Genomic DNA, 12,650 nt, shown 5'->3' with positions numbered 1-12,650 from the left:
CAAAGCGGTAAATAAAAGATAATAGCCGGGCATTTTCGCTGATTTACCCACCGGTGACAATCAATGGATCTTGCGAAGCAAGATTAAACCGTCAATGCAGTCGGAAATCTGGGGACAACACCGCCCAATGCTGACGCAATACCGTTTTATGCTCTTCCACCATCGGTAAGTTTTCCAATAACTGCGGCCATAAGGTGCGTGCCTTGTCGATGGCATCCAGTAAATGCACCCGTATAGCCGGCCAAGGAATGCCGACGCGCTCTGCCCAATGTTCGAAGGTTTGCATTGAAATCATCGACCAACGCTTTTCCCGCGCCATATTAAGCGCTACTTCTGATTCATGCGAAATATAAGCCAAGGTGGTTACAATGTCATAAGCGGGAGAAAGCCGAACATCGGTTTGGTTCGGATAAATCATTGACCAGTTTTTGACATGGGCATCGCCATTGGCCAGCAGAATATTGGCCAATAAGCGGCGAGCCATCTGTTGCACATCAACCAGGGGTTCACTGCCCCAGTCATAAAGATAAGCCGCTATTTGCTCATAGTTTTTGCCACGATATTTATCATGCGCATAGAGTTCAAACACTTGGGCAAAATCTTCCGTGTGTACTCGCCCGCGTTCGCTACGATCAAAACGCCGGATGGCATAAGCAAAAGGCTCATCTGCCAGGCGCATATCAGGTAAATTATCTAACTGATCCAACGCAACTAACTCAATATCAGGGATTTCCACACCGATGGCCTGCGCTAATCGCATAGCCGTATACTCATTTTCAGGCACGCTGCGATGAACTGTTGAAGGCGTTTTGATAATCCAACTATCAGAACCCACCTGAGAGGAAATATTGAAACGGCCGTCCTGACGTAAAGAGGAAAACTTCATCTGTACGCCTGCCAGAGAAAATTTTTGAGCATCCAGCCCCACCTCGATTTGCACGGCCTCCAGTTTACCACGCGACGTTAACGCCCAAGCAGGGATCTCACTCGCCGCAAGCGCCCGTGCCTCAAGTGCACCCGGCAGGTTGGCCCCTGTCCATGCCATCAAAGGAAACTCTTCAGAAGCATGCGCTTTCAAAGCTTGAGCTAACCAGCTACGCAACGCCCCTTCAGGCAGCAAATTGGATAACACGGGGGGAAGGCGCTTTGATGACATCAAAACCTGATCCAGATACCCCGGGTGCGCCCGCTGCCTTAGGGTGAACACCGGGCGAGTGGACTCTGGCATAGCAAGATATTGCGGATCAAACGTCAGGAAATTCTTGCCACCGCTATAATGCGCCAGCACACCAATACGCACATTGTGTAATACCAATGCTAATGCCTGTACCGATTCAACCTGCCGTTGTCCATCCATCAGCTAGTCCTCGAGGTCTTTCAGTTTTTTGTCGAAACTCTGCAATCCAACCGCTTCTGAAACTTTGTCCACATCCTTTTGTAGTAACAACTCCACGTCACGCACATTTTTTTTCGGCACGATAAGGTATTCCAAATCCATCGCCACCAGTATGCGTAGCAGCGTACTCATCCTCATATCACTACCGGATTCGATACGCTGATATTGCTGCTGGGTCATGCCAATCTTCATCAAAAAGTCTTTTTGATTCCAGCCCAGTTCGGCGCGTTTTTCTTTCAAAAACTTTGATATTTCTGATGATTTACGCATCAGTCACCTCAAAACAACCTATTGATTGTCATCACATCGATAAACAATAAATTAGTTGTTAATCAGCATAAAAACAATCAATTTGTTGTATCTACATATAAAAACAACCCTTTTGTTGTAAATCAACGTAGAAACAATAAAAGAGTTGTTTTTCTTGGGTTCAAGCCAGCGGCAGCGCCATGACTATCGCGTCTTCACGCCCATGGGCAGCAGGGTAGTAGTTACGGCGGATGGTCACTTCATTAAAGCCGAGATCTTCGTACAGCGCGATGGCGGCACGGTTAGAGGCTCGTACTTCTAGCCACAGCGTAAATACGCCACGGGGTTCCAGTTGTGCAATCAGCGCTTCCAGCAATTGACGGCCGAATCCCCGGCGTTGCCAGTCGGGATGAATGGCGATGTTGAACAGCGTGGCTTCATCCAGCACGATTTGGGTGATGGCAAAACCCGCCATCTGCCCGTCGGCTTCCAGTTTCAGGTTAAGGTAGCGCTCGCCCTGATTACTGGTAAGGGTGGCTTGCGTCCAGGGAAAGGCGTGGCTGGCTTGCTCAATCTTGAAGGCTGTGGCCAGGTCGGCCGCGGTCAGGGTAGAAATAGTGTTCATGATGACAAATCTGCTGCCAGAGTGCGCGTTTGGCACTCGCATCGAGAGAAAGCTCGGCCAGTGCCGGGCTGTGTAGCTGCGCGCCGGCCACCGCAAGCGGCTCCGCAACGCCCAACCGCCAACTGTTGCATTCGGTATCCTCAGGCAACATCGCCACCTGGTCCGGCGTCAGGGCATAGGTTTGTGCCGGGGTCAGCCCCAGGCTGCGCAGCACGTCGCAAAACAGTGGATCGTTAGGTTCAGGCAACGCCTGCGCCACGATCAGCAAACGCACCTCGGGTGGCAGACTGACCGCCACTTCGCCCTGCAACACGCCCGGGCGGCGCAATGTCCACTGCGTAATACCCAGTTGTTGTAACAGCCAGTCGCGTTTTGATGCCATGCCGATTCCTGTCAGGATCTACCCGTTGTGGTGCGCCATGCCTGCCATGCGCCGCGCTATGCTAACAAACCCGCGCGGCCTGCGCCAACAAACCCGTCGAACATATCGCCACAAAGCTCTATAATCCCCGGTCTAATTTCTAGGAGCCAAAACCTGATGTCTGCATTAACCCCCGCCAGTGAAGTCATGCTGCGCCACAGTGATGAGTTTATCGAACGCCGCGTTCTGTTCGCCGGTGACCTGCAGGACGCCCTGCCGGCCCAATTTGAGGCCGCGGATGTGCGTGTCCATACCCAGCAATACCATCACTGGCAGTTACTGAACCGGGCGATGGGTGACAACGTGCAGTACGGCCTGACCGTAGATGCCGCGTTCGTCGCCGAGTGCGATACGCTGATCTACTACTGGCCGAAGAGCAAACAGGAAGCGCAATTCCAGCTGTGCAACATTCTGGCATTGCTGCCGGTAGGCACTGACGTGTTCGTGGTCGGTGAGAACCGCAGCGGTGTGCGCAGCGCAGATCAGATGGTGGAAGACTACGCCACACTGGTTAAAATCGACAGCGCCCGCCGCTGTGGCCTGTATCACGGTCGTCTGGATACCCAGACTGGATTCAACCTGGAAGACTGGTGGGAAAGCTATCAGTTGCACGATCTGGAAGTGAAAACCCTGCCGGGCGTGTTCAGCCGCGACGGGCTGGATGTTGGCAGCTCACTGCTGCTGTCGACCCTGGATAAACACATGAAAGGCAAAGTGCTGGACGTGGGTTGTGGTGCCGGCGTAATGGCCTCGGTGCTGTCCAAAATGTCACCAAAAATGAAGCTGACCCTCAGCGACGTCAACGCCGCAGCCATTGAATCCAGCCGCGCGACGCTGGCCGCCAACGGCATTGAAGGTGAAGTGATCGTCAGTAACGTCTATTCCGACATTACCGGCCGTTTCGATCTGATCATCTCCAACCCACCGTTCCATGATGGGCTGCAAACCAGCCTGACCGCAGCGGAAACCCTGATCCGCGGTGCGTTAAAACACCTGCCTATCGGCGGTCGTCTGCGCATCGTGGCTAACGCCTTCCTGCCGTACCCGGACATTCTGGATGCCACCTTCGGCAGCCATGAAGTGCTGGCACAAAACGGCCGCTTCAAGGTGTACCAGTCAACCGTTGCCCGTGCGCCACGCGATGGCAAAAAGAAGAAATAAGTTCCCCCCGACACGCGAGTATCGGGTATCCGGGCGCAGCGTTCACACGCCGCGCCTTTTTTTTAACCGTTGATATAGGTCATCGACTCTGCGCCGTAGCGTGCGCCTGCCGCCGCCTGCAACGGGAACACCGCCTCAATCGCCGCCAGCTCCGCCTTGTTCAGCGTCAATTCGGCCGCCGCAATGTTCTCTTCCAGATAACGACGGCGCTTGGTACCCGGGATCGGCACGATATGCTCGCCCTGCGCCAATACCCAGGCCAACGCCAGCTGTGACGGCGCCACACCTTTCTGTTTGGCCAGTTCGGTCACTTTCTCCACCAGCGCCAGATTGCGGGCAAAGTTTTCCCCTTGGAAGCGCGGATTGCTGCGGCGGAAGTCGTCGGCGTCCAAATCTTCCGGCCGCTGGATCGCCCCGGTCAGGAAACCTCTGCCCAGTGGACTGTAAGGAACAAAGCCAATGCCCAGCCGCTCACAGGCCGCCAATACCCCTTGCTCGGCATCACGCGTCCACAATGAATACTCGGTCTGCAAAGCGGTTATCGGATGTACCTTATGCGCACGCTCCAGCGTAGCGACCGAAGCCTCACTCAACCCGATGTAGCGGATTTTACCTTCGCTGATTAGATCCGCCATGGTGCCAACCACCTCTTCGATCGGCACCTCAGGATCCACCCGATGCTGGTAATAAAGATCGATCACCTCGACCCCGAGCCGCTGCAGGCTGCCCTCCACCGAACGACGGATATACTCCGGCCGACTGCTGACGCCCCGGGCGCTGGGATCGGTCGGATCGCGCAGGATGCCAAATTTGGTGGCCAGGAAGACCTGCTGCCGTTTGCCCTTGATCGCTTTGCCAATCAACTGTTCATTGGTGTGCGGCCCGTACATGTCGGCGGTGTCCAGCAGGGTCACCCCCAGTTCCAGCGCCCGATGCAGGGTGGCGATGGCCTCTTGTTCATCCTGCGCCGTCGAATAAAAATCACTCATCCCCATGCAGCCCAGACCCAGGGCGGAAACGATCGGGCCATTGGGACCTAATTGACGTTGTTGCATTGTGTTGCCCTCATGCGGTTGGTCTCAGCGGAGTGCTGGTGCAACAGAGTCTGGTTGTTTACCCTGAAAAGATAAATAATGCAGATTGCTCATCACTGTTCATAAATCGCTAACAATAGGGAGCGGCAAGATGGATCAGATCCAGGCCATGCGCATTTTCACCCGCATTGTCGAACTGGGCAGCTTCAGCCGGGCAGCCGAACGCTTGCAACTGCCACGTGCCACAGTCAGCAATGCGCTCAAGCGGCTCGAGCAGCGTCTCGGCGTCCGCCTGCTGATCCGCACCACCCGCCAGGTCCAGGTGACCAGCGAAGGTACGCTGTATTATCAGCGCTGCGTGCAGTTGCTGGGTGCGCTGGAAGAGGCGGACACGCTGTTCAGCCACCATAAACTGCAGCCCTCCGGCAAGGTGCGCATTGATATGCCCCATTCGCTGGCGCGTGAAATCGTGATCCCCGCCCTGGATGACTTTTACCAGCGCTATCCGGATCTGACTCTGGCATTGGGCGCCAACGATACCCACGTGGATTTGCTGCGTGAGGGAGTGGATTGCGTGCTGCGCGCCTGGGAAACCGAAGATGACAGCTTGGTGGCGCGGCGCATCGCCATGCTGCCACAGTTGACCTGCGCTTCTCCCGGCTATCTGGCCACGTTTGGCGTCCCCCAGTCGATTGACCAATTGCAGCAGCATCAGGCGGTGGGCTATTTTTCCCTCACCAGTAATCGCAATTACCCGCTGGAGTTTTGCCGCAACGGCAAAGTGGAGTTGCGCGATTTACCCGCCAGATTGAGCGTCAGCGGTGCCGACGCCTATACCAGCGGCTGTCGTGCCAGCATGGGGCTGATACAGGCGGCGCACTACTCGCTGGCGCCCTGGCTGCAGAAAGGGGAATTAGTCGAAGTGCTGGCAGACACCCCGCCGCCGCCAATGCCCATTTACATCATGTATCCCCCCGGTCGGTTCCTTGCGCCCCGGGTCAGGGTATTGATTGACTGGCTGATTTGGCTGTTTGAGCAGTACCAATCACCTAAAACGGACGTTTTTCCAGCAAACGCCCGCAAACAGGGGAAATAACTATTGACGTCCCCGCCAAAATCTCTAGAATTCGCCTCCGTGGTAACGTTACTCCGGTAATGTTTCTTGGAATGCGAAGGTGGCGGAATTGGTAGACGCGCTAGCTTCAGGTGTTAGTGTCCTTACGGACGTGAGGGTTCAAGTCCCTCTCTTCGCACCAAATAACCACATGATTTATATTGCACAGCATCAATGCGAAGGTGGCGGAATTGGTAGACGCGCTAGCTTCAGGTGTTAGTGTTCTTACGGACGTGAGGGTTCAAGTCCCTCTCTTCGCACCAAGCTGGTGATATAAATCGAAAGCAAAGTAAAGATATCGGCTGTGCGAAGGTGGCGGAATTGGTAGACGCGCTAGCTTCAGGTGTTAGTGTTCTTACGGACGTGAGGGTTCAAGTCCCTCTCTTCGCACCAATCGATAACTCTCTCCGGTAATATCCCCCAAAGAAATCCCCAATCGAAACGATGAAGAACACGCGAAAGCGTGGTTTTGCGTTTTCAGCCCAGATTGAAGTTCAGACCGATCGCCGCCAATCCGCCAGCCAGTGCCATGCAGGAAGGCAACAACAGGTAGTGACGCCAACGACTGTTGAACAGCATCACCAATGTGGCCAGCATAGCGATCACAATCAGCGTGCGCAGTTGCATCATATCCAGGTTGATCAATGCCAGTAACGGCATCAAGGCGCATGGCAGTAAAACGCCCCAGGCGCTGGCCAAACGGTTGCCGAGGCACCAACTGACACCCCACAGCCCACACGCGGTAATCATGGCTGCAATCATGATAACCCTACCCTTCAAGTGATAATGAGAACCAATATCATATACCACTTTTTTTCACTGCGCATCATTTTCGCCGCAACAACCAAACCCGGATGACACAGCGGTTGAAAAATGATAGTTTGCCATAAGAAAATTCTTAGTCTTATTCGCATGTTAATAATCACAATCTACAACCATACAATGCGGGTGTTTAATTCACACCGACAGAATTTTTCGCAACCTTAATTTTTCGACAGATCGATATTGTAAAGAGTGAACCCCGTATGAACGCGCGTTCTTATCAGGAACTGCTGAACAGCAAACACCGCTTATCATTATTTTTATTTTTATTGATGAACGCTGCCTCTTCCGTATTTACTTTATTAGTCCCATTTCAAAACAAACCCGCTTTTACCCTACCTTTAATAGGTATACCGCTATTTTGTCTGGCGGCACTGTTATTTACCCTGCGGTCTCCGCGGTTATACGTCAAAAAACTGAATCTATTTTCCTGCGTGCTCGGCCTGCTGTGGGCGGCGCATATTTACCTTAAAAGTCAGCACTGTGCGCCGAATAATCAAAGTTTTCTATTAATTAGTCTGTTCAGTATGTTCTTTATCAGTGCCATTGCCCTGACCGATAACTTTATCGCCTTTTGCCTGCATGCCGTTCCATCAGCATTAGTCATTCTATTACTGGACGGTATGCACAATACCATGCGCATCGTATTCACTACGGTATTACCGATTATCGCATTCTCCATCCATCACCTGATGCTCAAACGCAGCGAACTCTTTACTCAAACGCTGGTGGCGAATCTGTATAACGAACGGGACAGATTCAGCAATTTAAGCATGATCGATCCCTTAACCGGGCTTTATAACCGCCGGGGTCTGGAGAATAAAATCAATATGTTGCCGACGCCTCCGTCGGACTGCCATTTCGTGGTGTTGCTCGATATCGATCACTTCAAGGCTTATAACGATAACTATGGTCACACCATGGGTGACCAGGCGCTGGTGCAGGTGGCCATCGCTATCCGCGATTCGGTGCGTTCGCGCGATATCGTGGTGCGCTACGGCGGGGAAGAGTTTCTGGTGCTGCTGACCAATGTGAGTGAGGATTACGCCACCCAGGTGGCTGAAAGGGTGCGGCAGCGGGTGCAGGAATTAAAAATCCCCCATCGCTTTAATCAGTTTGAAACCACCACGGTGACGCTCAGTGCAGGGATTTCCGCGCTGAACAAGCTGGATGTCGCCTCGGCGATCCGGGCGGCCGACGCCGCGTTATATCAGGCGAAAAACAACGGGCGCAATAATATTCAGCTGGCACCCACCATTCAGCCCGCCGCTCTCTAAGCCGGCGGGCGGTGAGCTTAGCGACGGCGCTGCTGCAGACCGTAAACAAACACCACGGCGAAGCACAGTAGCGGCAGGAAATACGACAACGCGGTGCTGTAGCGATCCGCCAGTGCCCCCATAAAGTAAGGCATGATGGCACCGCCAACGATCGCCATGATCATAAAGGAACTGGCGCGCTTGGTGTGTTTACCCATGTTTTTCACCCCGAGGGCGAAAATGGTCGGGAACATGATCGACATAAAGAAGAATACGGCGATCAGCGCCACCACCGAGATCCCATCCATACTGAGCATGACCACACCGCACAGCACAATGTTAACCAGCGAGTAAATCATCAGCAGCGTGGCCGGCTTGACCCTGCCCATCAGCCAGGTGCTGAAGAAGCGCCCCACCATAAAGCAAATCATGGCGATGGAGAGCAAATAGGACGCGCTTTGGTTGGAAACATCGCTCCAGTGTTCGGTGGCGTAGTTAATAAAGAACGCACCGACCCCGACCTGTGCCGCCACGTAGAAGAACTGGGTAATCACCCCGCCAACAAAGTGCTTGTGCTGCCAAAGCCCCTGAGCGATTTCACCGTGCTCCGGCTGCTCTTCCTCGCGGATGTCCGGCAAGCGGGTGCGGCTGAATAAAAAGGCAATCAGCAGTACCAGCACGGCGATCGCCACATAGGTCATCTTCACCGCACTTTGGTCACCGCTGCTCGCCCCCTGGGTGGCAGAGAAAAACAGCGTACCGCCGATCATCGGGCCGATAAACTGCCCTAACCCATTAAACGACTGGGACAGGTTCAACCGCCGTTCAGCCCCCTGTGCGTCCCCCAATACCGTGGCATAAGGGTTGGCTGCGGTTTCCAGGCAACCCAGCCCGCAGGCAATCACAAACAGCGCGAACAGGAACATGCCAAAACTGTTGGCGGAGGCCGCCGGTACAAACAGCAATGCCCCCAGCGCATACAGGCACAGCCCGATCAGAATGCCGGCCTTGTAGCCTTTCTTGTCCATAAAATAGCCGGCGGGCAGCGCCACCAGGAAGTAGGCACCGAAATACGCCGCCTGTAATAATCCCGATTGCGCTTTGGTAACGTGCAGGGTTTCCTGAAAGTGTTTATTTAATACGTCCAACAGGCCATACGACAGCCCCCACATAAAGAACAGGCTGGTGACCAGAATAAAAGCCCAGCGCAGATTGGCCGTCGCCTTGGCGCCCACCTGAGGGGGGGCAGCAGTTTTTTCAGCAAGCATTGATATATCCTCGGTAGGGTAACGATGTCAGTGTTATTGTTTTTGCAAAGAGAATATCCGCTCCATCTCCACCCATTTTTCGCCTTGCGGCGTCCAGGGGGTGGCCACCTGGTAGTGCCACATCAGGGCTTCCCAGCGCTGCACGTGGGGATTGCTCAAACCGGCGGCGTTAAACCGCTCGGCATCGAACCCGCTACTGACTTCAACGATCATGAACAGCCGGGTACCCAGCCGGTAAATCTCCATATCCTGAATGCCGTGCTCACGCAGGTGGGCGGCAATCTCCGGCCAGATACGCTGATGGTGAACCAGGTATTCCTCGATCAATGCCGGTGAATCGACCAGATCTAGAGCCTGACAAAAGCGCTGCCCCGTTTCCGCCGTGCCACTCATGTGATCGCCCGGTCGAGATGCAGATAGCCACCGTCCACCGACACCCATTGCCCGGTGGTGTGTGACGAACGCGATGAGATCAGAAACACCACGGTGTTGGCGATTTCCTGCGGCGTGGTCATCCGCTGTTCGAAAGGAATGCGCGCGGTAATTTTCTCAAGCTGCTGCTCCGGCTGCTCGAAGGTATTGATCCAGCGCTGGTACTGCGGCGTGATCACTTCTGCCGGCACCACCGCATTCACCCGCACGCCTTGATGGCGCAGCGATACCGCCCACTCACGCGTCAAAGCCAGCACCGCACCCTTGGCAGCGGTATAGCCACTGGTGCCGCCCTGCCCGCTGAGTGCGGTCTTGGAGGCAATATTGACGATGACCCCCTTACTGCTTTGCAACGCCGACTGGCACAGGTGCGCCATCAGGTAGTAATGAATCAGGTTTTTCTCCAGCGATCCGACAAAGGCTTCGCGGCCGGCTTCCAGCCCCACGCCGTCGTTAACCCCGGCGTTATTCACCAAGGCATCGATACGGCCGAAGGTTTCCTGTGTTTGTGTCACCGCCCGCCGGCAGTCCTGTTCTTCACACAAATCGGTGATGATCACCGTGCTCTGCGGCTGCAACCGGCGCAGCTGCGCCAAAAACTCCGCTTCCGGCACGGCATTAGTGACAATCACCGGGATCGCCCCCTCTTCCGCCAGCAGTTGGGAGACAGCCGCACCGATGCCGGAGCCGCCACCGGTCACCATCACCACCTTATCTTTCAGATACAGATCCATAACCAGACTCCGTTAACCCATAAATTCGGCAGGCCGTACCACCCCAAATCTCCGCCTGCTGCGAAGGACTCAGCGTGGCGATGGCCTGCTCACTCAGTTGATAAACCTGGCCGTAATCACCGGCCAGCAGGCACACCGGCCAGTCGGATCCGAACATCAGTCGCTGCGGACCGAACGCCTCCAGCGCCGCCTCAAAAAACGGCAGTAACTGCGAGGCTTGCCAATGCCCGTTGGGGGCTTCGGTGATTAACCCGGACAGCTTGCAGACCACGTGCGGCAACGCCGCCAAGGGTTTGATTTGCTGCGCCCAGTGTTCTGCGCCCCGGGCGATATCCGGTTTGCCGAAATGGTCCAGCACCAGCCAGTAATCGTCATGTTCGGCGGCAAACTGCGCCGCCACCGACAAATGGCGGTGAGTGACCAAAATGTCGTAAACGTACCCCTGTCGCTGCACCGCCTGCATACCACGCCGCACTTCCGGCCGTGTCAGCCAGGCTTCCGGCTGCGGTTCGTCCTGCACCAGATGACGCAGGCCGCGCAGCAAAGGTTGTTGCTGCAGTTGCTCCAGCTGTTGCGACAACCGGGGGGCGGTGATGTCCAGCCAGCCCACGACGCCGCATACGCCTTGGCTTTGCTGCGCCTGCGCCAGCAACGTCTGGGTCTCCTGCTCACACTGGCGGGCCTGCACCACCAGCGCACCGTCAAAACCGTGCTGTTGCAGCAGGGGTTCAAGCTGTTTCGGGCCAAAATCCTGTCGCAACACCGCCATCTGCTCGTTGATCCACGGATAACGTTGCGGATGGAAATGCCAGTAATGCTGATGAGCATCGATGCGCAGCATGGCCTGTTGCCCGTTCAACCGCGGAACCGGTATTGTTCGAGCGACGCCGCATGCATCTCAATCGAATAGCCAGGATTGAGCGGCGGCATGTAGGCCGCTCCCTTGACCTCACAAGGGTGGACAAAATGTTCATGCAGATGATCGACGTATTCGATCACCCGGCCGTCGTGGGTGCCGGCAATGCACAGGTAGTCGATCATCGACAGATGCTGAACGTATTCGCACAGTCCCACGCCCCCGGCATGCGGGCACACCGGCAACTGGTATTTGGCCGCCATCAGCATCACCGCCAGCACCTCGTTGACGCCACCAAGACGGCAGGCATCGATCTGCACCACGTCAATCGCCTCGCGCATGATGAACTGCTTGAACATGATGCGGTTTTGGCACATCTCACCGGTGGCCACCTTGACCGGATGCACCCCCTCGCGGATGCGGCGATGCCCTTCCACGTCGTCCGGGCTGGTCGGTTCTTCGATAAACCAGGGTTTGGCAAAGGCCAGATGCTTTACCCAGGGAATGGCGTCGTTGACTTCCCACACCTGGTTGGCGTCGATCATCAGTTGACGATCGGGGCCGATCACCTCGCGGGCAATGCGCACCCGGCGGATATCATCTTCCAGATCGCGCCCGACCTTCAGCTTCAGGTAAGAGAAACCGGCATCGACCGCTTCCTGACACAACCGGCGCAGCTTGTCGTCCGGATAGCCCAGCCAACCGGCGGAAGTGGTGTAGCAGGGGTAACCCTCCTGCAGCAGCCGCTCCAGGCGCTGTTCCTTGCCCTGCGCCCGTTGTCTGAGCAGGGTGAGCGCTTCCTGCGGGGTAATGCAGTCGGTGATGTAGCGAAAATCAATGCAACGCACCAGTTCCTCGGGGGTCATCTCGGCCACCAGCCGCCACACCGGCTTGCCCTCGGCTTTGGCCCATAGATCCCAAACCGCGTTGATCACCGCCCCGGTCGCCAGGTGGATCGCCCCCTTGTCCGGGCCGATCCAGCGCAACTGGCTGTCACTGGTAAAGCGTCGCCAGAAAGCGCCCATATCGGCGGCGATCTCTTCCAGCGACACCCCGACGATCTGATGCTCCAGCGCGCGGATCGCCGCGCAGCAGATCTCATTGCCGCGGCCAATGGTAAAGGTCAGCCCGTGGCCTCTCAGATCGTCGCGATCGGTCTCCAGGATCACGTAGGCAGCGGAGTAATCCGGATCCGGATTCATCGCGTCGGATCCGTCCAGCGCCAGCGAGGTGGGGAAGCGGATATCTTCAACCCGCAGTGCGGTAATCTTCGTCATGGCAG

At 55.6% G+C, this 12,650-nt stretch carries 14 protein-coding genes and 3 tRNA genes; 6 read left to right on the top strand and 11 right to left on the bottom strand.

The genetic code is table 11. The features are described 5' to 3' along the window. Positions 1 to 91 precede the first annotated feature (91 nt). The 4 genes from QOT07_RS02920 to QOT07_RS02905 form a co-directional block, all read right to left on the bottom strand. Complete coding sequence (locus QOT07_RS02920; protein ID WP_283602553.1) at positions 92 to 1,357, bottom strand: type II toxin-antitoxin system HipA family toxin; 1,266 nt, start codon at positions 1,355 to 1,357, stop codon at positions 92 to 94. A 3-nt stretch (positions 1,358 to 1,360) separates the two neighbouring features. Continuing rightward, the gene (locus tag QOT07_RS02915) at positions 1,361 to 1,666 is read right to left on the bottom strand and encodes a helix-turn-helix domain-containing protein (protein WP_283602552.1); all 306 of its coding nucleotides are present in this window, start codon (positions 1,664 to 1,666) and stop codon (positions 1,361 to 1,363) included. A 160-nt stretch (positions 1,667 to 1,826) separates the two neighbouring features. Then, entirely contained in the window at positions 1,827 to 2,270 is a 444-nt protein-coding gene (rimI, locus tag QOT07_RS02910; protein ID WP_283602551.1) for a ribosomal protein S18-alanine N-acetyltransferase, read from the bottom strand. After that, on the bottom strand, positions 2,215 to 2,652 hold the full coding sequence (locus QOT07_RS02905; RefSeq protein ID WP_085119608.1) for a DNA polymerase III subunit psi: 438 nt from the start codon (positions 2,650 to 2,652) through the stop codon (positions 2,215 to 2,217). The genes rimI and QOT07_RS02905 overlap by 56 nt, the downstream gene beginning before the upstream one ends. A gap of 156 nt (positions 2,653 to 2,808) precedes the next feature. On the opposite strand from QOT07_RS02905, the gene rsmC reads away from it, so the two are divergent. Beyond that, a complete protein-coding gene (gene rsmC, locus QOT07_RS02900) occupies positions 2,809 to 3,852 on the top strand; it encodes a 16S rRNA (guanine(1207)-N(2))-methyltransferase RsmC (RefSeq protein ID WP_283602550.1) in 1,044 nt (347 codons plus the stop codon). A gap of 62 nt (positions 3,853 to 3,914) precedes the next feature. Here the strand turns inward: rsmC and QOT07_RS02895 are convergent, their stop codons facing one another. Beyond that, positions 3,915 to 4,907 (bottom strand): aldo/keto reductase, encoded by a 993-nt coding sequence (locus QOT07_RS02895; protein ID WP_099063164.1) that lies wholly within the window; start codon positions 4,905 to 4,907, stop codon positions 3,915 to 3,917. A gap of 130 nt (positions 4,908 to 5,037) precedes the next feature. On the opposite strand from QOT07_RS02895, the gene QOT07_RS02890 reads away from it, so the two are divergent. The 4 genes from QOT07_RS02890 (at position 5,038) to QOT07_RS02875 (ending at position 6,393) form a co-directional block, all read left to right on the top strand. Next, positions 5,038 to 5,982 carry a LysR family transcriptional regulator gene (locus QOT07_RS02890; RefSeq protein WP_283602549.1) on the top strand — a complete coding sequence of 315 codons (945 nt, stop codon included), beginning with the start codon at positions 5,038 to 5,040 and terminating at the stop codon, positions 5,980 to 5,982. 73 nt (positions 5,983 to 6,055) lie between these two features. Then, positions 6,056 to 6,142: transfer RNA gene (locus QOT07_RS02885), tRNA-Leu, on the top strand. A 34-nt stretch (positions 6,143 to 6,176) separates the two neighbouring features. Beyond that, positions 6,177 to 6,263: transfer RNA gene (locus tag QOT07_RS02880), tRNA-Leu, on the top strand. Between the two features lie 43 nt (positions 6,264 to 6,306). Then, positions 6,307 to 6,393 (top strand) — tRNA-Leu (locus QOT07_RS02875). A gap of 84 nt (positions 6,394 to 6,477) precedes the next feature. On the opposite strand, the gene QOT07_RS02870 is transcribed toward QOT07_RS02875, so the two are convergent. Further along, the gene (locus QOT07_RS02870) at positions 6,478 to 6,762 is read right to left on the bottom strand and encodes a DUF1435 domain-containing protein (RefSeq protein WP_037424165.1); all 285 of its coding nucleotides are present in this window, start codon (positions 6,760 to 6,762) and stop codon (positions 6,478 to 6,480) included. Positions 6,763 to 7,025: 263 nt separating this feature from the next. On the opposite strand from QOT07_RS02870, the gene QOT07_RS02865 reads away from it, so the two are divergent. After that, positions 7,026 to 8,099 carry a GGDEF domain-containing protein gene (locus QOT07_RS02865; RefSeq protein ID WP_099063166.1) on the top strand — a complete coding sequence of 358 codons (1,074 nt, stop codon included), beginning with the start codon at positions 7,026 to 7,028 and terminating at the stop codon, positions 8,097 to 8,099. Between the two features lie 17 nt (positions 8,100 to 8,116). Here QOT07_RS02865 and fucP read toward each other — a convergent pair whose 3' ends face one another. The 5 genes from fucP to QOT07_RS02840 are packed head-to-tail and all read right to left on the bottom strand — an operon-like array spanning position 8,117 to position 12,645. After that, positions 8,117 to 9,346: an L-fucose:H+ symporter permease gene (gene fucP, locus QOT07_RS02860; RefSeq protein WP_261416083.1), complete on the bottom strand. Its 1,230-nt coding sequence runs from the start codon at positions 9,344 to 9,346 to the stop codon at positions 8,117 to 8,119. Positions 9,347 to 9,379: 33 nt separating this feature from the next. Then, on the bottom strand, positions 9,380 to 9,739 hold the full coding sequence (locus QOT07_RS02855; protein WP_219015370.1) for an L-rhamnose mutarotase: 360 nt from the start codon (positions 9,737 to 9,739) through the stop codon (positions 9,380 to 9,382). Next, positions 9,736 to 10,512 (bottom strand): L-fucose dehydrogenase, encoded by a 777-nt coding sequence (locus QOT07_RS02850; RefSeq protein WP_283602548.1) that lies wholly within the window; start codon positions 10,510 to 10,512, stop codon positions 9,736 to 9,738. The genes QOT07_RS02855 and QOT07_RS02850 overlap by 4 nt, the downstream gene beginning before the upstream one ends. Further along, complete coding sequence (locus QOT07_RS02845) at positions 10,490 to 11,353, bottom strand: amidohydrolase family protein (RefSeq protein WP_283604278.1); 864 nt, start codon at positions 11,351 to 11,353, stop codon at positions 10,490 to 10,492. Before QOT07_RS02845 ends, QOT07_RS02850 begins: the two co-directional genes overlap by 23 nt. Before the next feature lie 14 nt (positions 11,354 to 11,367). Continuing rightward, positions 11,368 to 12,645, bottom strand: a complete 1,278-nt coding sequence (locus QOT07_RS02840) for an L-fuconate dehydratase (protein ID WP_283602547.1) — start codon at positions 12,643 to 12,645, stop codon at positions 11,368 to 11,370. Positions 12,646 to 12,650 lie beyond the last annotated feature (5 nt).

Source organism: Serratia proteamaculans, assembly GCF_949794035.1.
Classification (GTDB): Bacteria; Pseudomonadota; Gammaproteobacteria; order Enterobacterales; family Enterobacteriaceae; genus Serratia; species Serratia proteamaculans.
Note: the sequence above shows the minus strand (reverse complement) of the source record. Positions and strands in the feature narration are given on the sequence as shown.